The organism is Nostoc sp. CMAA1605 (genome assembly GCF_021596505.1).
Classification (GTDB): Bacteria; Cyanobacteriota; Cyanobacteriia; order Cyanobacteriales; family Nostocaceae; genus Trichormus.
In genome coordinates, this window is sequence record NZ_PJIZ01000023.1 from 24,126 (window position 1) to 42,780 (window position 18,655).

The 18,655-nt window shown below is 42.8% G+C and carries 18 protein-coding genes; 8 read left to right on the plus strand and 10 right to left on the minus strand.

The window, feature by feature from the left end; genetic code table 11:
- Nucleotides 1–2 precede the first annotated feature (2 nt).
- The 3 genes from CV014_RS10755 to CV014_RS10765 form a co-directional block, all read right to left on the minus strand.
- Nucleotides 3–1,223 (minus strand): aspartate aminotransferase, encoded by a 1,221-nt coding sequence (locus CV014_RS10755; protein ID WP_236142016.1) that lies wholly within the window; start codon nucleotides 1,221–1,223, stop codon nucleotides 3–5.
- 141 nt (nucleotides 1,224–1,364) lie between these two features.
- Complete coding sequence (locus CV014_RS10760) at nucleotides 1,365–2,558, minus strand: iron-containing alcohol dehydrogenase family protein (protein ID WP_236142017.1); 1,194 nt, start codon at nucleotides 2,556–2,558, stop codon at nucleotides 1,365–1,367.
- 436 nt (nucleotides 2,559–2,994) lie between these two features.
- Complete coding sequence (locus CV014_RS10765) at nucleotides 2,995–3,516, minus strand: Ycf51 family protein (RefSeq protein ID WP_236142018.1); 522 nt, start codon at nucleotides 3,514–3,516, stop codon at nucleotides 2,995–2,997.
- Between the two features lie 335 nt (nucleotides 3,517–3,851).
- Between CV014_RS10765 and CV014_RS10770 the strand changes: the two genes are divergently transcribed.
- From CV014_RS10770 to CV014_RS10785, 4 genes are all read left to right on the plus strand, one after another.
- Nucleotides 3,852–5,072, plus strand: coding sequence for an RNA-guided endonuclease InsQ/TnpB family protein (locus CV014_RS10770; RefSeq protein ID WP_236142019.1), 1,221 nt, complete (start codon nucleotides 3,852–3,854; stop codon nucleotides 5,070–5,072).
- A 59-nt stretch (nucleotides 5,073–5,131) separates the two neighbouring features.
- Nucleotides 5,132–6,586 carry a GTP-binding protein gene (locus CV014_RS10775; protein WP_236142020.1) on the plus strand — a complete coding sequence of 485 codons (1,455 nt, stop codon included), beginning with the start codon at nucleotides 5,132–5,134 and terminating at the stop codon, nucleotides 6,584–6,586.
- A gap of 126 nt (nucleotides 6,587–6,712) precedes the next feature.
- Complete coding sequence (gene argC, locus CV014_RS10780) at nucleotides 6,713–7,681, plus strand: N-acetyl-gamma-glutamyl-phosphate reductase (RefSeq protein WP_236142021.1); 969 nt, start codon at nucleotides 6,713–6,715, stop codon at nucleotides 7,679–7,681.
- 39 nt (nucleotides 7,682–7,720) lie between these two features.
- On the plus strand, nucleotides 7,721–7,870 hold the full coding sequence (locus CV014_RS10785; RefSeq protein WP_236142022.1) for a hypothetical protein: 150 nt from the start codon (nucleotides 7,721–7,723) through the stop codon (nucleotides 7,868–7,870).
- A gap of 4 nt (nucleotides 7,871–7,874) precedes the next feature.
- On the opposite strand, the gene CV014_RS10790 is transcribed toward CV014_RS10785, so the two are convergent.
- Nucleotides 7,875–9,530 (minus strand): mechanosensitive ion channel, encoded by a 1,656-nt coding sequence (locus tag CV014_RS10790; protein ID WP_236142069.1) that lies wholly within the window; start codon nucleotides 9,528–9,530, stop codon nucleotides 7,875–7,877.
- Nucleotides 9,531–10,097: 567 nt separating this feature from the next.
- Between CV014_RS10790 and CV014_RS10795 the strand changes: the two genes are divergently transcribed.
- Nucleotides 10,098–10,550, plus strand: coding sequence for an SRPBCC family protein (locus tag CV014_RS10795; protein WP_236142023.1), 453 nt, complete (start codon nucleotides 10,098–10,100; stop codon nucleotides 10,548–10,550).
- Between the two features lie 104 nt (nucleotides 10,551–10,654).
- Here the strand turns inward: CV014_RS10795 and CV014_RS10800 are convergent, their stop codons facing one another.
- From CV014_RS10800 to CV014_RS10820, 5 genes are all read right to left on the minus strand, one after another.
- A complete protein-coding gene (locus CV014_RS10800; protein ID WP_236142024.1) occupies nucleotides 10,655–11,251 on the minus strand; it encodes a 2OG-Fe(II) oxygenase in 597 nt (198 codons plus the stop codon).
- Between the two features lie 6 nt (nucleotides 11,252–11,257).
- Entirely contained in the window at nucleotides 11,258–11,650 is a 393-nt protein-coding gene (locus CV014_RS10805) for a DUF309 domain-containing protein (protein ID WP_236142025.1), read from the minus strand.
- Complete coding sequence (locus tag CV014_RS10810) at nucleotides 11,647–12,012, minus strand: ferredoxin thioredoxin reductase catalytic beta subunit (protein ID WP_236142026.1); 366 nt, start codon at nucleotides 12,010–12,012, stop codon at nucleotides 11,647–11,649. The genes CV014_RS10805 and CV014_RS10810 overlap by 4 nt, the downstream gene beginning before the upstream one ends.
- 324 nt (nucleotides 12,013–12,336) lie before the next feature.
- Nucleotides 12,337–12,651, minus strand: coding sequence for a hypothetical protein (locus CV014_RS10815; RefSeq protein WP_236142070.1), 315 nt, complete (start codon nucleotides 12,649–12,651; stop codon nucleotides 12,337–12,339).
- A gap of 417 nt (nucleotides 12,652–13,068) precedes the next feature.
- Nucleotides 13,069–13,296, minus strand: a complete 228-nt coding sequence (locus CV014_RS10820) for a hypothetical protein (protein ID WP_236142027.1) — start codon at nucleotides 13,294–13,296, stop codon at nucleotides 13,069–13,071.
- A 399-nt stretch (nucleotides 13,297–13,695) separates the two neighbouring features.
- Here CV014_RS10820 and CV014_RS10825 point away from each other — a divergent pair, with 399 nt between their 5' ends.
- Both CV014_RS10825 and CV014_RS10830 read left to right on the plus strand, forming a co-directional pair.
- Complete coding sequence (locus CV014_RS10825) at nucleotides 13,696–14,358, plus strand: hypothetical protein (protein WP_236142028.1); 663 nt, start codon at nucleotides 13,696–13,698, stop codon at nucleotides 14,356–14,358.
- Nucleotides 14,359–14,414: 56 nt separating this feature from the next.
- Nucleotides 14,415–16,280 (plus strand): peptidoglycan D,D-transpeptidase FtsI family protein, encoded by a 1,866-nt coding sequence (locus CV014_RS10830; protein ID WP_236142029.1) that lies wholly within the window; start codon nucleotides 14,415–14,417, stop codon nucleotides 16,278–16,280.
- A gap of 92 nt (nucleotides 16,281–16,372) precedes the next feature.
- On the opposite strand, the gene CV014_RS10835 is transcribed toward CV014_RS10830, so the two are convergent.
- Nucleotides 16,373–17,470 (minus strand): glutamate--cysteine ligase, encoded by a 1,098-nt coding sequence (locus CV014_RS10835; protein WP_236142030.1) that lies wholly within the window; start codon nucleotides 17,468–17,470, stop codon nucleotides 16,373–16,375.
- A 130-nt stretch (nucleotides 17,471–17,600) separates the two neighbouring features.
- Between CV014_RS10835 and CV014_RS10840 the strand changes: the two genes are divergently transcribed.
- Complete coding sequence (locus CV014_RS10840; RefSeq protein WP_236142031.1) at nucleotides 17,601–18,515, plus strand: hypothetical protein; 915 nt, start codon at nucleotides 17,601–17,603, stop codon at nucleotides 18,513–18,515.
- The last annotated feature ends 140 nt before the right edge of the window (nucleotides 18,516–18,655 follow it).

The following is an 18,655-nucleotide window of genomic DNA, read 5'->3' on the forward strand; positions in this document are numbered from 1 at the left end:
ATTTATACTCCTAGTTCTGAGCCTGCAATGACAGTTTCGGGTTGATAACGAATACCGGCTTTTTCTATGCGGCGTAAGGCTTCACCCAGGCGATCGCAATCTGCAATCAAGCTAATACGCACATATCCTTCCCCAGCCACCCCAAAAGCATTACCAGGGGTGACAACAACGCCTGTCTGTTGCAACAAGTTCAAAGCAAAATCCGTTGAACCCATACCCACAGGACATTTCACCCACAAGTACATTGTAGCTTTGGTTTTGGGGATATCCCAACCCAGCTTTCCGAAACCTTCAATTAAGAAATCTCGGCGAGTGCGGTAGCGTTGCTGTACTTCGTGTAGGTAAATATCCGGTAGTTGTAAAGCTGTTTCGGCGGCTGTTTGCAAAGCTGCAAAAATCCCATAATCCAAGTTAGTTTTTAATGTCCGTAAGCCTTGGATGACATGACGATTACCCACTACAAAACCCACACGCCAACCAGCCATATTGTAGGTTTTAGATAAGGTGTGAAACTCTACGCCAATATCTTTCGCCCCAGGAATTTCTAGTAAGCTAGTGGGTTGATAACCATCAAAAGCTAACTCGGCGTAACACAAATCATGCACCAAGAGAATTTCGTATTTTCTGGCAAAGGCCACGATTTCCTCGAAAAATTCACGGGGTGCGGTGGCGGCTGTGGGGTTGCTGGGATAGTTGAAATACAGTATCTTGGCTTTTCTTGCCACTTCGTCGGGAATGGCGGTTAAATCAATTAACCAATTGTTTTCCTCTTTTAAAATCAGGCTGTGGACTTGACCACCCGCAATCACAGGCCCGCGAAAATGGGCGGGATAGGCGGGGGAGGGAACTAAGACCACATCCCCAGGATTAATGTAGGCGATCGCTAAGTGCGATAATCCTTCCTTAGAACCCAACAATGGCAAAGCTTCACTATCAGGGTCTAGTACCACACCATAGCGACGCTTATACCAAGTTGTAATCGCACGGCGGAAGTTAGCAGTCCCTTCAAAGGGGGGATAACCGTGATTACTAGGGTCTTGCAAAGCTTTCATCGCCGCTTCCACCACTGGCTGTGGTGTCGCGCCATCGGGATTCCCCATCCCCAAATCAATTAAATCAATGCCTTGTTCTCTAGCCTTAGCTTTTAACTCATCAAGACGGGCAAATACATAGGGTGGTAGTTGCTGTATCCGATCTGCTGGCTTAATCCAATCCAAACTCATTCCTCAACCTCGTCAACCCCTGTGGGGAATTCAAAATACTCTACGAGAAGGCTTGCGCCTACAAAATTCAAAATTCTTTGCACTAGCTTTCAGCAGTCAAAGTAATTTGTAGTTGTGCGTGTTGCTTGCCAGAGGATAGTATTACGAATTATTCATTTCATTACTTGTTTCCCTGGTGGAGACACGATTAACTAAGTCTCTACTTTCTGTCGGTGCAGTGGTAGAAACCATCGCCGCCATTAGCTGTTCTAATGCAACCTTAAATGGGAGTCGATGAATATCAGATTCAGGTGCTAATGCGACTTCGGCGGCGGTTTGCAATTCACCCAGGGTAATGTTCCCTAAACCCAAATCTGCTAATTTTTGTGGCAGTCCAATCTCTGCGTAAAACTTTAATAATTGTTGTCTGGATGCGGCTGCTAGTTGATTGCCTTGTACCATTTCTTCTAAACGCAGCTGCACTAAAATGCCGAAGGCGACTTTTTCCCCGTGGATGCTGCTGTGTCCGGCTATGTGCGTTAACCCGTTATGCACCGCATGGGCAGCCACAGTGCGACATTGCGCCCCACCCAAGCCACCAATTACCCCAGCTAGTAAAACAGAAGCGTCTACAACTTCTTGCCAAACTTCACTCCCTGGATTTTCCAAGGCGGTGGCTGATTTTTGGAATAAAATATCCCGTAAGACTCGCGCCTGTTGGACGGCGGCGATAATTAAAGTCTGTTCTAAATGCCCACTGCTAACCGATGCTTCATACCATTTAGCGATCGCATCCCCAATTCCTGCTACTAAAGTATGTGGTGGGGCAGTTTTCACTAAATCGTAGTCCAGGACAACCAAATCAGGACAGCGAGACAAAGCCACATCATATAAAAATGCCCCCGACTCAGAATAGACATTCGATAAAGCCGTCCAAGCGGCACAGGTAGCGGCTGAGGTGGGGATAGTAGCGATGGGTAACTGTAATTGATGGGCAACTAATTTGGCTGTATCTAAAGCCTTACCGCCACCCACACCGATAATCACATCGGCTTTATGTTCTTTTGCGGCTTTTCTCAGTGATTTCAAGCTAGTTTCGGCACAATCTGCACCATAGGAAACAGGGGTGACATAGAGATTGTGCTGTTCTAAAATTGGCTGTAAAATTTCTTGGGCCATCGCAATAGTGCTATTGCCTGCCACAATTAACGGACGACTGCCTAACTTGGCAATCTCTAAAGCTGCGACGGACAATATATTTGACCCACGCATCACTTTGGCAGGGGCTACTGCTAGCGTGAGTAGAGAAGTAGAAGTTTGAGTAGACAAGGCTGGAGTAGATATTTGATTAGACATATACTCTAGTTTGCCAAAAACCTTGATGTTTCTTAATAAATTTAAATTTATCGCAATAGCTGCTCGGACATAAACACCCCTGTGTTTCTACTGGGAGGCATTCACGGATACTGCTCATTGTCCATAAATTCAGAAATATCAAAGTTTTGAATAACTATATGGTTTATTAAAGATACCACTGTCAGAATACTCAGGGAAAGTAAATATTAGAGCGTCTAACGAATTTGATACAGGGTAGGCCGTATGTATATTGCGTGGATGACGCTGTTAAATTCAGTTAGGTAATATCTTAATCTAAAATTAACAAATATTGTATATCTAAATACAAAAAATAATTTTTTCTTAGGAAACGCTGATAATTAGCGTATGTATACGCGCTGAACTACAAGAGAGTCTCAAAACCTCAATTGCAGTTCAGTAAACGAGAATAGGTTAATTAAGCGGCAGATTTAGGTAATTGAGCGAACTTTTCGGGATATATTTCCACGGTTAAATTTTGGTCTTCACGAGTCACAAGCGATCGCCTAGCTTCACCTAAGTACAATGGAATAGATAAGCCTGGTTCTGGGTGAATAATGGTACGCGCCCGAATTATTAGCTGATTATCACCATTTCTACCCCCACGCCCGAAAGAATAGAGATTACTAGCAGCTTGCAGTAAGGTAGCTTCTACTTGATCCGGCGAAATCTGCGGTGAAGTGGCAATAACTGCTTGATTTGAACCATTATCATAAACTAGGGTATATTTAACTGCGCCAGGAATCACGGTACGGCTCAAAGGAACTATCGACAGGCCAAACAAACCAGCAGTTAGCACCAACATAAAGCCAGTTGTACCTACAAGCCGAAAGCGGATACCCCATTTAAACAAAAAAGCTAATATTGCTAAAGCAGCAAATACCAGTGTGGCAATACCTGACCATTGAGTGTATTGCAGAAATTCAGCTGTTGTGAGCATACAAATTGGCTACGAATGGCGTTTGATAAACATACCTATTTTACATAGCACTTACGAGTCGTGAAGCGTAAAGCCCCCAAGTATGAGGCACAAAACTTATTGGTTTTGTGCCTCATACGTCTTTTAAGTGGGGGATATAAGTTTCGACTACGCTCAACTGCCGCGAATGACCGAACGCCACTTGCTACAAGTCGGCAGAGCCGCCCAACGCGCTGCCTCAGAAATGGGGAACAGCAAGGAGCTTCACCCCCAAATAATTCTGAACGCAGTTCAGACAATGCGCGGGGTGAGCGAGTTGCTGTTAATAATTTATGTGTATGATTTACAATATATGTATGACTCAATCCATATCTGTTAAATGTAAGCTTATAGTCCCCCTTAACTTGTGCGGCGAAATTGACAGCACACTGGAGGGGTTTGCTGATGCCTGTAACCAGATATTGGAGGTAGCCAAGCGTGAGAATTGCTGGAATACTACCAAGCTTCACCACAAGGTTTATAAGCCTGTGCGTGAAACGACGGGGCTGAAAGCTAACCATGTTTGTCAAGCTATTAGACGAGTTATTGGTAATGCTAAAGCAGTTAAACAGATCCACAAATTTAGACCCACCTCTATCAGTTTGGATGTTCGCACCTTTGCCTATAAGGAGGAGAGCCAATCTGTAGGGGTGACTTTGATGTGTGGGCGAGTTGAATTTAAGTTGTCCATCGGAGGTTATCAAATTGCGCTGCTGAGGGGTCAAACTCCGACCAGTGCGACTTTGAAGAAAACCAAGCAGGGGAAATACTTTATCAACTTCGTTGTTGATATCCCAACTCAACCTACGGGCAAAACCCCTAAAGCTAGCACTGAGCGCAGCCGAAGTGTGATCGGGGTTGATTTGGGCAGGCGAGATATCGCAACTACTTCCACTGGTAAATCGTGGAATGGTAAGCAGATTCAATCGGTTCGTGACCGCTACAGCCAGGTCAGGGCTAAAGTTCAATCCAAACGCACTCGGTCGTCTAGGCGACTTCTGAGAAGGCTTTCTGGGAGAGAACGGAAGTTTCAAGAATGGTTGAACCACAATATTTCTAAGCAACTTGTTCAAGATGCAAAACGAATAAATACAGCATTGGCTTTTGAAGATTTAACTAACATCAGGGAGTCTTTGAATCAGAAGCCAAGAAGTAAAACTGAACGCCGCAGAACTAATAATTGGGCGTTCTATCAACTGCGTTTGTTTGTTGGATACAAAGCGAATATTGCTGGCGTTCCAGTGGTATTCGTGACACCTGCTTACACATCTCAAACTTGTTCGCGCTGCCACCACGTCCACCCGGTCAAGGGTAAGTCGTACCGCAGTGGAAAATTTTTTAAGTGTGGACATTGTGGATTTGAACATGATGCTGATATGAATGCGGCTAATAATATTGCTGCTCTTGGGGTGACTTTTGTAAACTCGCCCGAAATTTCGGGGATTGCTTGTCAATTAGAGGGACAGTTGTCTCTCTTCCCGACAGGCGAAATCTGGGATAAAGCTCCCGCTATAATCGGTACTCCGATTGAGCGGTGAGTTGTTTACACACTACGATTAAAAAGGACTGTTAAATTTTAAATTCGGAGCGCAGCGAAGTGACATCCACATTGCCCGAACCGCATCATAATGACTCATCCAACTGGGAGGAAGAATTAGATAGTGCCATTTTTAGCTTTGAAGACATTCAAGCAGAACTCAACTATAAACAAGCACAAACGGCACTGCGTAATCTAGTGGCTAGTCTGGATCTCAGTCCCCAGGAAAAAGCGGGTTTAGAGTCGGAAATTGCTGATTTGGAAACTATGCTGGGAAAATTAGACAGTATGGTAGTCCAGATTGCGGCTTTTGGCATGGTGGGCAGGGGTAAATCTTCGCTGTTAAATGCTTTAGTGGGACAATCAGTGTTTGAAACTGGCCCTTTACATGGTGTGACTCGTACTGCTCAAAGTGTCAATTGGAGTATCAGCGAAGAGGCTATTGGCAAAACAGAACGCGCTTTGCGGGTGACTTTACCAGGTGTTGGTAAATCCCAGGTGGAATTAATTGATACCCCAGGCTTAGACGAAATCGACGGGGAAACACGCACAGCTTTAGCGGAACAAATAGCAAAACAGGCAGATTTAATCCTGTTTGTGATTGCGGGTGATATGACTAAAGTTGAGCAGGTGGCTTTATCACAATTGCGGGAAGCAGGTAAACCGATAATTTTGGTATTTAACAAAGTAGACCAATATCCTGAAGCCGATCGCTTGGCAATTTATCGGAAAATTAAAGATGATCGGGTACGGGAATTACTCACACCTTTAGAAATCGTCATGGCGGCTGCATCGCCATTGGTAAAAACTGCTGTCCGGCGTGCAGATGGGACTAGGGGTGTACAGATGCGTCCTGGTGCGGCGCAGGTGGAAGAGTTAAAGCTGAAAATCTTAGAGATTTTGCAACGGGAAGGGAAAGCTTTAGTCGCACTCAACACCATGCTTTATGCTGACACAGTAAATGAGCAACTAGTGCAGCGTAAATTGCTGATTCGGGAACAGAACGCCAATCAGTTAATTTGGAAAGCAGTCATGGCTAAAGCTGTGGCGATCGCACTCAATCCCGTTACAGTAGTAGATATACTGAGTAGTATAGTTATTGATATAGCTTTGATTTTAGGTTTATCCAAACTCTACGGCATCCCTATGACTGAAGCTGGGGCTGTGCAGTTATTACAAAAAATTGCCATCAGTATGGGTGGTATCGGAGTTAGTGAATTATTAGCCAACTTGGGTTTAAGTGGCTTGAAAACTTTACTAGGTATCTCTGCATCAGCCACAGCCGGTTTTGCCCTTGGCCCTTATATTTCCGTAGCTTTAACCCAAGCTGGGGTAGCTGGTGTCTCTTCCTATGGGATTGGACAAGTTACCAAGGTGTATTTAGCTAATGGCGCAACTTGGGGGCCAGATGGGCCGAAAGCTGTCATTAATCGCATTTTGTCTACTCTAGATGAAGCATCAATTTTAAATCGTATTAAGGATGAATTGATGCACAAGGTAAAATTCAAAAATTAGTCAATGGTCAATAGTCAACAGTCAATAGTCAATAGTCAATAGTCAATAGTCAGTGCGGGTGGGTTCAGTGAGAATTTAACTAAACCTGCTCGTAAAACAGTCAACAGTCAATAGTTAGCAATTAGTATGAATAAGCCGAAAATTTTTATTGATGGGGAATCGGGAACTACTGGCTTACAGATTTACTCGCGCTTGAATCAACGGGATGATATTGAATTAGTTAGTATTGAACCATCTAAACGCAAGGATGCGACGGAAAGGGCAAAATTAATTAATGCGGTTGATGTTTTAATTCTTTGTTTACCTGATGATGCAGCCCGTGAGGCTGTCAGTTTAGTGAATAATGATCAGGTGAAGATTCTCGATGCTAGTACCGCCTATCGCACGGCTGCGGGTTGGGTTTATGGTTTCCCAGAATTGAATCCAGGACAACGAGAAAAAATCGCTCATGCTCAGTTTGTGAGTAATCCTGGCTGTTATCCTACAGGATTTTTAGCTTGCATTCGTCCGTTGATAGCTCAAGGGATTATTCCTCACACCTTCCCCATTACAATTAATGCGGTGTCTGGTTACTCTGGCGGCGGTAAGAATCTCATCCAAAAATACGATACTTTTCATGAACAGCAAACGGTAGCACATTCTCTTTATCCATACGGTATTTATGGTTTGCAGTTCGGACATAAACACGTTAAGGAAATGCACCAGCATTCTGGTTTAGCATCACCGCCATTATTTGTCCCCTCTGTGGGAGATTTCGCCCAAGGGATGTTAGTGCAAATACCCTTACCTCTATGGACTTTAGCTAATCCCCCATCAGGTGAAACAATTCATCAAGCGATCGCACAATACTACGCTGGTGAAAAGTTTGTCCAGGTAGCACCTTTTAAAGATACCAGTTTACTCAGAGATGGTACTTTCTTGGATGCAATGGCAATGAATGACACAAATATTGTGCAGTTATTCGTCTTTGCCAATGATGCCACCCAAGAAGCTTTATTAGTAGCGCGTCTCGATAATCTCGGTAAAGGCGCATCCGGCGCAGCCGTCCAAAATCTCAATATTATGTTGGGTGTTCCCGAAGATTTGGGGATTTGAGGGATTGGGAATAGGGCATGGGGCATAGGGCATGGGGCATTGGGGACTGGGGACTGGGGATTGGGGACTGGGGACTGGGGATTGGGGATTGGGGATTGGGGATTGGGGATTGGGGACTGGGATATAGTTATTCTCCCCTACACCCTTACACCCTTACACCCCTACACCCCTACACCCTTACACCCCTAATAAATCAACTTTTCTGCTTAAAAGACTCTACCCATTCTCGCATTTGTTCACGGGCGATATCTCTGCCGCCGAGGCCGAAGGCTAGGGCAATGGCAACGGCGATCGCACCTAGTAATAAGCCAAATGCTAAATTGACAATATCGCTGGCTATGCCAATCTGTTGTAATGCCATTGCGGAAACTAGGGTGATAATGGAAATCCGCGCTACTTGACCTAAAATCATGGCTTGGCGGTTGCCAGAACTGGTAATGATATTAAAGGCGAGATTGGCTAAAAATAAGCCGATGGCGAAGACTACTAAGCCAGCTAAAATTCGTCCAATAATTACCAGAATGCCTGTTACTAAAACCGTTAGTGCTGGAATGTTGAGGATATTAACGGCTGCTACAGTAGCAAATAATAAAATCCCGACTAACACCACAATCCCAGCAATTTCTGATGGGGTGCGTGTCGCCATTGTGGGGATGTGTGTATCATCTGCGTCGGTGACAGACTTGGCTTTGGGTACGGGTAAACCCAGAATGGCGAAAATATTATTGAAGCCTAAACTTGTGAGGATGCTGGTGACAATATCTGCTGCAAACCGTCCCAGAAAATAGGCGAAAATCAAGATGGCGATCGCTGTGAGGATGGCTGGTAAAACATTGAGAATCTGCTGTAACATGGCGATCGCAGGTACAGAGATAGCCTCGATTTTTAAGGCGTTGAGAGAGGCGATCGCGACAGGAATTAAAATCAAGATGTAAACTATTGTCCCTGTAATAGCTGAAAAAGACTGCATCCCAGCCGCAGGTGACAATCCTAATCTACTACCTAAATGATCAACTCCCGTTGTCGCTAGCAAGTTAGTGACAATTTGTTTAACTACATTCGCTAAAAACCAACCAACTCCAGCAATCAGTGTTGCAGCTAAGATATTCGGCAGAATCGAGAGGATTTCTGTAATTAAGGCTTGTATGGGCTGTAATGCTTCCTTGAGTCCCAAGGTATCGAGAACAGGAATGAGAAACAACAGGAAGATAAACCAATATAAAGCTTGTCCGATGGTTTCACTTAAAGATAAACCCTGAAACTTGAAACTACCATCTGATTCATCTTGCTGCAAACGTTCATCCAGTTTCAATGCTTGCAGTCCGCGTCTTGTCACCAACTTGACGATAGTCGCTAAAACCCAAGCCAAACCTAAAAGTACAGACGCGCCTACTACTTTGGGTAAAAATCCAATGAGTTTTTCGAGAAAACTATTGAGTGGGCGAGAAGCTACCTCTAAGCCTAATGTTTGTAAGACAGCTACAACTGTTAAAAGGATAATGCTCCAAAAAACAAGACCAGAAATAAATTTTTCAACTTGAGGTACATCCTGACGACCCGTAATTCCAGCCGCAATGCGATTATCAATATCGGTGTTGTTCAAGACTTTACGTACAACAGCCGCCACACCAGCCGCAACTAACCAGCCGACTAATAAAATTGCCGTTGCCCCTAGCAATCTCGGTATAAATTGCAGCACTGGCTGTAATATGCCTTGTAAATCAGCCAGACCTTGATTAACCTCCGGTGAGTCTACGGGTAAGTTGGGTGATTGTGCTAGTAGTTGCGCCCACCTCAATGATACATCTACTCTACTCGTCTGTAATATTCCTGAGAAAATAGTATTCATCATGTGTAAAAACATCAATATTTATAGCGAATTAATCCAGTCATTCCCAGCGATCGCCAACATTAAGTGTTGCAATCATTACTCAGAAACTCCTGGACGAGAAACTCTACAATTTATTAGGGGTGTAAGGGTTTAAGGGTGTAAGGGTATAGGGGTTGAAAGTGTTAAACAGGTATTTAACAAGAGTCCAACACGGCTGCCCCAAGGAGAAGGACTTTTAACCCAAGGGTTAGTTTGAGTCTAACTCTCTTCCCCTACACCCCTACACCCCTACACCCGCCCCAACGGGGCTTAGTAAAGACATCTCGGTAAATTCGCCAAAAAACGATGCTCCCTATTGTGTTCTATTGTTTTGCGTATTAATTTAGCAGTAAGAATCCATTTTTCATGAACCAGTAGAGTATTTTTTTACTTTTTTCAGTAAAACTTATACATCAGGGAACAGGAAACAGAGAACAGGAAACAAGCCAAAGACTCTTTTCTTTTTACTTTTACCTTTTACCTTTTACCTTTTGCCTTTCCCAATCCCCAGTCCCCAATCCCCAACCCCCAATCCCCAATCCTCCAATGCCCCAACTCCTAGAACAATCAATACAAATCAACGCCACAGCCACCTCAGTAGAACGGTGCTTCACTGATTTAGAATTAATGCACCGATGGCTCAACCCTGTGCTGCGTTGTGAACCTGTAGGTGAAACTTGGAGTACAGAGGTAGGCTGCAAAAGCCGCTTTTTAATTCAAATTCCTATTATTCAACCCACCTTAAATAGTGTGGTGGTGGAGAGACAACCTGGCTTAGTAGTGTGGGAATTTCAGGGATTTTTTCAAGGACGCGATCGCTGGGAATGTCAACCGACACCATCAGGTACACTATTACTCAACCGCTTTGAATTCGAGATTCCCAACCCCATAGTCAATTGGGGATTTAACACCTTCGCCGCCAAATGGACAAAAGAAGATATGCAATTACAGCTACGCCGCCTCAAACGAGTAGCAGAAGAAGCGCAAATGTTGTGTTAGTAGGGTATGAGGGTGTAAGGGTGTAAGGGTGCAAGGGTGTGGGGTGTAGGGGAGGATAATTATATTCCTATTTTCCAATGCCCAATGCCCAATGCCCAATGCCCCTAATTTCTTCTCGCCACCCTAGACTCCACTATAAACTCTGGTATTTCTGAGAGTTCAGCCTCACTCAAACTATACTGTTCACAAACTAAACTCAGTCGATTTCCAGGAGTTTTGACGGCGTTTACAGAATGGGTTAAGTCACCTTGAAAGTAAACTAAGCTATTCATTTGCGGCTTAATTTGTCCCAGTAGTCGTTTGTGGGACTTGAGTACCAATTCTCCCCCTTCCATATCCGGTGGTACGCGCACATAAAGGACGCTGACTACAGTAGGCGGTTCAACCGTTTTACAATAAGAACGCAAAGAGCGATCGATATGCGGATCAACACGAGAGCCTTCTTTGAGCAATAGAGGATTGAGGTAAAAAGCGTTACAGTCAGGACGGAGGGCTAAATCTAGGTAAGGCTTAAAGTAGGGAAATTGTGTCTCTACCTGTGGGATGTGGGATTTTTGAAACACCACAGAAAATCCTTTAGTACCCACAAAATCGCGGTTGAGGTTGTTGATAGAAAAGTAAGGACAAGCGTGAATTTCTCCCCAGAGATGTTTGAGATAGTCGCTAGGGAAGACGTTATCTTGTTTTTGACAGTATTTCACCTTGCTTTAATCATTAGTCAGGATAATTTTGGGGATGGGTAAGGCGATATTTTCGTCAAGGTTATCATTATTATTGGGATTAACTGCGATCGCTTGTATGGCTTTTAATAAAATCGCGCTTTGACTCAGTAATTCATCGACATCAATCCCACCGTAAATAGATGGGTAACGTCTGAGGCGATTGCTACCCTCCCCTAATAAAATAGCCGCACCCCGCCAGTTAAGATTTCCCATATGATAAAGAGCCACAGCGATTTGGAGAATACCTTGATAGAAGGTTTTTTCCGGTTCGGTGGCTTCAATCCATAAAGCTTCTAGGGTGTCATGACAGGCGTAGAACTGTCCAGCGTTAAATTGTTCTACACCTTGCCAGTATTCTAAAGGCATGGTTTCACTCATGCCATGGTTTCTCGTACTTCTTTAATCGTTTCCAGAGAGATTTCTTGACTTTGTCCGGCAAACTCATTATCTGGTGTCAGGAATAACATACAATGACACTCTTTGCGTTCTCTCATTGGCACACAAGGACAGTTCCAATATGCAGCATTAACTTCAGCTTCTTTATCTTCGTAATGGCGACAGGGACACAAAGGAGAACCTAAATCATCTTTATGTTTCGCTAACCCTTCAATCACCACCGCAGTCACCGAAGGTTCAGCACAAAAGAAAGTTCCTGTACGCTTGGCATATTGTTCTGAAAAGTGGCGCATGGCCTCTAAACTTTTATCGCTAGATGTTGTGTTCGCTTCAGATGAAATCATTGGGATCGGCAGCTCATAATTTAAACATTTCTTTGCATTGTACCGCAGGACTGGGGACTGGGGATTGGTGAAGGCAAAAGGCAAAAGTAAAAAGGCAAAAGGTAAAAGGTAAAAGAATATTTACTCTATTGCGAATTGCGTTAGCGTACCACTCCGTAGAAGCAAGCTACGCGGTAGCGTCTCGTAGAGAAGAGGGACGTTAGTCCATTGCGTTAGCGAAGCGGGGCGTTAGCCCATTGCGAATTGCGAATTGGTTTTATACTTTTTATTTGTTCTGGGATTGAGGATGGGGTGAAAACTTCCCTGTTCCCTAATAACTAATCTTCACAAATCTAAAAAAGGGAAAAGTTGAAGTAACACTCCACGTATCCTTAATAAGAAGACTGTTTGTCGTAATTTACTGCTTAACTTGGGAGGGGGACTGACTCGCAGTTGTTCTTGTAGTTGTGCATATTCAACGGCTGTTAAGGGTTTCCCATCTATGGGCGATCGCGCTTCGATGATAATCTCTGTACGTAGTATTTCTTCGGGAATATCTTCTACAGGTGGTAAAGCCATCACAGTCGCTCCTATTTGGCTCACTAACCACACCAAAATGCTACTAATGAGGCTAATCAAAAAAAACCTCATCCACTTCATGAATTTGGCGTACTTTGAGGCTAACAGCAAGTTTTCAACTCTCTCTACAGATGGCGATCGCTTTTAATTTTCTAGTAAAAATACTTATTTGGGTGCAATAAATATAACTATAATACTTTGATTTAATTATAAATTAACAAATCACAATCCCTATAATTTTTAGGTCTTTCCGACTCAGGACTTAGTTTTGCTTTCTACGTGATTTGGACACTGAAGTGATAAATTCAAAATCTTCATCAGTGTCCTTTACCTACTGCTCTACCAATAATAAACTACTGGCAAGGCTCTGATTGAGCTTTGAGCCGTTATGTGATGCAAAATGCAGCTATATCGATATTTTCACTTGTAACTAATGACCTCATTGAGTTTCATGAGGATTAGTTACAAACCTTTTTATAGAAGAATCAAAACTATCTTCTAGGGAGTGGTAGGAGCGGGGCTAGCAGCTGGGGTGGTAGCAGGGCTAGCAGCTGGGGTAGTAGCAGGGGTAGCAGGTGGGGTTGTACCTGAATCAGTAGGTTCAGCAGGGGTGGTAGTAGTAGTAGCAGGGGTAGTAGCATCGGGAGCAGGGGGATTTTCGCCACAAGCTCCTAAAAATCCAGCCAGACTCAACAGTAAAGCAAAACCAAAGATTTTTGTTTTCATAACTCCTCTTTCACCAATTGCGGCAATAAAACAATCTCGCCTGTTGAATACGATAACCTATTTTGCTGATTTTTTAAATTTTTTAAAGCTCTGCGAATGTATATTGAAAATCTATACTATGGGCGGAGTTTATTAGTTTTATTATGATGTGCGGGTCGTGCCAGAAACCGAAAATCTGTCAATTATCAGAATCTAGTAAATAGATCAGACATTATAGTATGCGATCGCCCTGCTGATAGCGTGGGGATAACACTTGAGTCGTTCAAACCAGTTTTTCGGTAAACTAACCTGATGGGCATCAATCCAAGTATTATTCGCATTTGTAACTAGAGGGTAAGTCTAACCTTAGCAAAAACGGATAATCAGATTACAATACATTATTTCTTATCGTAAAAAGTTATGGCTGCTGTTCGTAAATCAGCTGTTTCTACAACTGGTAGTTGGTTTCGCCAAGGTTCTACGCCCAGACGCAGAAGGCGAAAATCGACAAGTTTGGGTTCTAGTGCTATCACCGAATCCTCTCCAGTAATCACTAAAACACAACGTCCTACCTCAAAAGGCTTGTCTCTGCCCTTAAATCCTCGACGAGAAAGTCCTCTTTCACCAGCATCCTCAACCCTCAAAAGTCCATCACACCCGAAATTAAGAAACACAAACTCAGAATCTCTCGACTTACCTGTAGTGCCTAACGCCCAAGTTATGCCCTTGTGGTTGTTAAGACTCAACTCGTTACATCGCCATTCCTCGATCATCGCTTTTTTACTGGTGAGTTCAGTTCTAGCTGTCTATGGGTGGACAGTTTACGCCCAGGAACTTTGGGGGCAAAATTACCGGAGGTTGCAAAACCTCCAACGCTATGAACGACAAATGACAACTACTAACGCCACCCTCAAAAATAAAATGGCCGAGGAAGCAGAAAAATCAAGTACAGGGTTAGTATCGCCATCTCCGGCTAATAGCGTTTTCTTATCTACGACATCCCCACCAACCCCTCTAAAATCCCCAGACAAGAAACCAACTTCAGAAACAAAACAGCCTACTTCCTCCCCGATGGCATATTGATTTTCGGTCAACAATCAACACTCAACAGTCAACAGTCACCAGAAAAAATCAGGGTAATGCCAAAATCACCAAGTCAATTAAAATTCAGAAAATTGCGTCAGCCTGCGGAATTTCCTGGACGGCAAAGGGTTAATCGAGAACGGAATCGGAACAACACAGTCCCCTCCATTCCAGAACAAACATCAAATCCTAAATCCAGATTATTGACTGTTTGGGGCATATTAATGGCCTGTGGATTAGGATTGGCTATCAATTTGTATAATCTGCAAATTATCCAGGGTAACAAGCTCACACAAAGAGCAAGAAACCAGCAAATGGTGAATTTGCGTCCTTATATGCCCCGTCGTTTAATTGTCGATCGCAATGATAATGTGTTAGCGGTTGACCGTCCTGTGTATACTCTGTATGCCCATCCCAAGTTGTTTGACAAGTCCCAAGAAGCCATAGCGGAAAAATTATCTCCCCTCCTCGACAAAACTCCGGCTGATTTAGTCAAAATTTTTCAAAGCCGCAAAACGGGGATTACCCTTTCCTCAAGTTTGCCGGAAACCACAGCTGATCAAGTTACAGCCTTAAGGTTAAATGGTTTTGAGTTGATCCCCAAATATTCCCGATATTATCCCCAAGGAGACTTACTGGCGGATATTGTGGGATATGTCAATGTTGACAGACTAGGTCAAGCTGGTGTGGAACTTTCTCAACAACAGTGGTTGGAACGTTCTGTGAAAACTGTGCGTTTAAGTCGGGCTGGAAATGGCGCATTAATGCCAGACTACGCGCCTGAAGGTTTTCTGAATGCTGATGATTTACGGATGAAATTGACAATTGATAGCCGTCTGCAAAGGGCGGCTCGAACTGCACTGAAAGAGCAACTAGAAAAGTTTCAGGGTAAACGTGGGGCTGTCATTGTCATGGATGCTTTTGATGGCTCAATTTTAGCCCTGGTTTCTCAGCCTACTTATAACCCCAACGACTATTCTAAAGCCGATATTTCTCTATTTAAAAACTGGACAGTCTCGGATCTCTATGAGCCAGGATCAACATTTAAACCGTTAAATGTGGCGATCGCATTGGAAAATGGAGTCATCAAAGCCGATGATACATTTAACGACCCTGGCGCAATTCAAGTAGGAAAATACACCATTAGAAATGCTGGTTTGAATGGTTACGGGCGCATTAATATTGCTCAAATTCTGCAAAACTCCAGCAACATCGGGATGGTGCAAATCATCCAAAGGTTAAAACCTTCGGTTTATTACAACTGGTTAGAACGCTTGGGTTTAGGACAAGCAGTCGATACAGACTTACCCTCTGTAGCTACTAGTAAACTCAAAAATCAAGAAACATTTATTCGTTCACCTATCGAGTATGCAACCGCCTCTTTCGGTCAAGGTTTCTCCCTAACACCCTTACAGTTAGTCCAAATGCAAGGCGCGTTAGCTAATGGTGGAAAATTAGTCACGCCTCATATCGTACAAGGATTAGTTGATAGTAAAGGACAAGTTCACTACACACCTAATCGCCCAGCCCCACGCCAAATTTTCTCAGCAAGCACAGCACAAAAAGTTGTAGAAATGATGGAAACTGTGGTGACGGAAGGAACAGGAAAAGCTGCTCAAATTCCTGGTTATCGCATAGGTGGAAAAACAGGTACAGCCCAAAAAGCCAGTCCCAACGGTGGTTACATTCCTGGTGCGAGGATTACCAGTTTTATCGGCATTTTACCCGTGAATTCTCCCCGTTATGTAGTTTTAGCTGTAGTTGACGAACCCAAAGGTGCAAACGCTTACGGTTCAACTGTTGCAGCCCCCATCGTCAAGTCCGTGATGGATGCTCTAATTCCTATTGAAAAGATTCCCCCCAGTCAAGATATTGACTCACAATCTAATACAGATAATAAGAAACCAGCACCTAGAGATTAAAACATTGATCATTTATCAGGTTTATTGCGTGGATTGTGGATTGAATTCAATCTAAAATCCACAATCTAAAATTCCCAGTCCTCAGTCCCTTACTAATAAGTTTTTCTAAGTGTATTCTCAATAGACCCTACACTGTGAAAAATATCTATTAATTCATGAGATTTTGTACGGCGGTTTTCTAACATTAACTGCAATGGTGTTAACAATTTCACATCAGGATCATCTCCTAGTGCAACTGTTGCCGCTTGCAGGATTTGTTGAGCATTATTAAATATATCTTCGTGATCAAAACCTACTTTTGCTGATAGTTGATGTAGAGATGTGTCTGGCGTGATAGCTCTACCATTTAAGGAATCATCTAGTATTAAGCCTTTTAATAAGGCTAATAATGCGGCATAGATATTAAAATCATCACAAGTATCAAAGGCTTTAAACTCAATGCGTCCGACTTCGGCGGGTAAACGAGCTATTTTTGTGAGTGACGGCACACTTTTAATTAATTGTTCTGCTTCAGGTACAAATACTAAAGTAGCTGACCTTTTACCTGTTCTGATAAATGTCCTCACTGATAAACCTTCCCAAAGTGTGCCGTTATAAAAAGGCGAACTATAACTAAAAGGCACAATATAAGGACTGTAATAAGTCAACTTTTTCCCAATATCAATTACTTGCGGAATAGATAAATCTGGGCAAGAAATATTTAAGTCAGGCCCGTATGAAACCATGTAAATATAAGCAGTTTGTTCATCAGGATAGGCTTGTAACTGCTGAATTTCATATTCATTTAATGGTGGGTTTGGTTCAAAAACCGTTTTGTAGGGATTAAAACTCGTTAAAACTGGTGAAAATCCAAATTGAGCAGCTACTTGAGATAGTAAATCAAAACTATTGGATAATTCTTGGATTACATCCCGAATACAGGAGTGTATTGTAGTTCTAATTTCAATCCCTTTGGAGGTACAGTCAATAACTTCGTCGGAATCAGCAAATCTTTCAAATCCTTCGATATACCATCTTTTTTTCCTAATACCAGCATCACCTACGCGCAATTGCAAATGGTCATCAGGATATATAGGTAGTTGATCTACAATTTGAGCGAAATCTGCAAATTTTGTACAGGTAAAATCTGCAAACTTTCCTTCTCTGTTGAGGAAAGCCACTTCATGTTCAATACCAAAGAAAAAACTCATAGCAGTTAATAGGAAAAATTCTTAATAATCTCACCAGAATATAATACACCAAGCTAGTATGGTGGCGAGGTTTTTTAGGCGATCGCCATCTTCATGTTACTTTTGTTACATTCAATACCAGAGCTAATTAATGAAAAACCTGAGACACAAGTTAGTTATCAAGATTTTGATTGTGGTGGCTTTATTACTGATATCCCAGCAAGTCTTAGCACAGTCTTGGCGACCTGTTCGCGGTGGTATTACCTTTGGTATTAGTGGGATGTCAGTATTAAGCCAGAAAGATAATGCTGTAGATTTCCTAATTGTTCATGACAACAAGCAGAAAAATCAAGGTCGTTTAGCAATTATTAGTATTCAAGGTCAGGAATCTCCAGTATATTTTCCTATAGATTGGCCAAATAATACTGAATTACCCCTAGATTTAGAAGCCTTAACATCTATTCCTGGTAAAAGCAACTTTCGGTTTATAGCTTTTAGCAGTGCTGGCAAGGGTTATGATATGCAATTAAATCCTACAGATAGAACTATCTCACTCATCAAAATATTTGAATTAACTAAAATTCCTCCAGACAGTAACTTTGAAGGATTTACATTACAAAACATCGACGATAAATTAATTGCAGTTTGGGCGCATCGAGGCGCAGATAAAGAACCAGCGATTATTTATTGGGGATTATTTGACTTAGTGAAATATCAAATTACCCCCATAGGTTCTGCACAGATAAAAGTACCATTTCCCACTAACAATGTCCGCCACATTTCTGATATTAAGGTAGATGCAGCCGGAATTGTTTACATTACATCTGCTAGTGACACAGGTGATGATGGCCCGTTTGAATCTGCTGTTTATGTTGCTGGCTATTTGGGTTTATCTGGTGACAAAATCACCTGGAAACAAAACCCACAGCTATTTCCTCTCCACCGTTTTAACTATCACAAAATTGAAGCTCTGGAACTAGTTCCTGGTGCAAATGGTGGCTTAGTTGTGGGTACAGATGATGAAAATTTGGGTGGTTATATTTACACTTTGGGACAAGATAATTAACCCAGTTCGCAATTCGCAATGGACTAACGTCCCGCTACGCTAACGCAATTCGCAATTTGATTTTTCCGTGTTGTAACGGGGATTTCAACCCCGCCACAACACTTGCGGCTTGATAGAAGCCGGGGACTTAAAACCCCTAA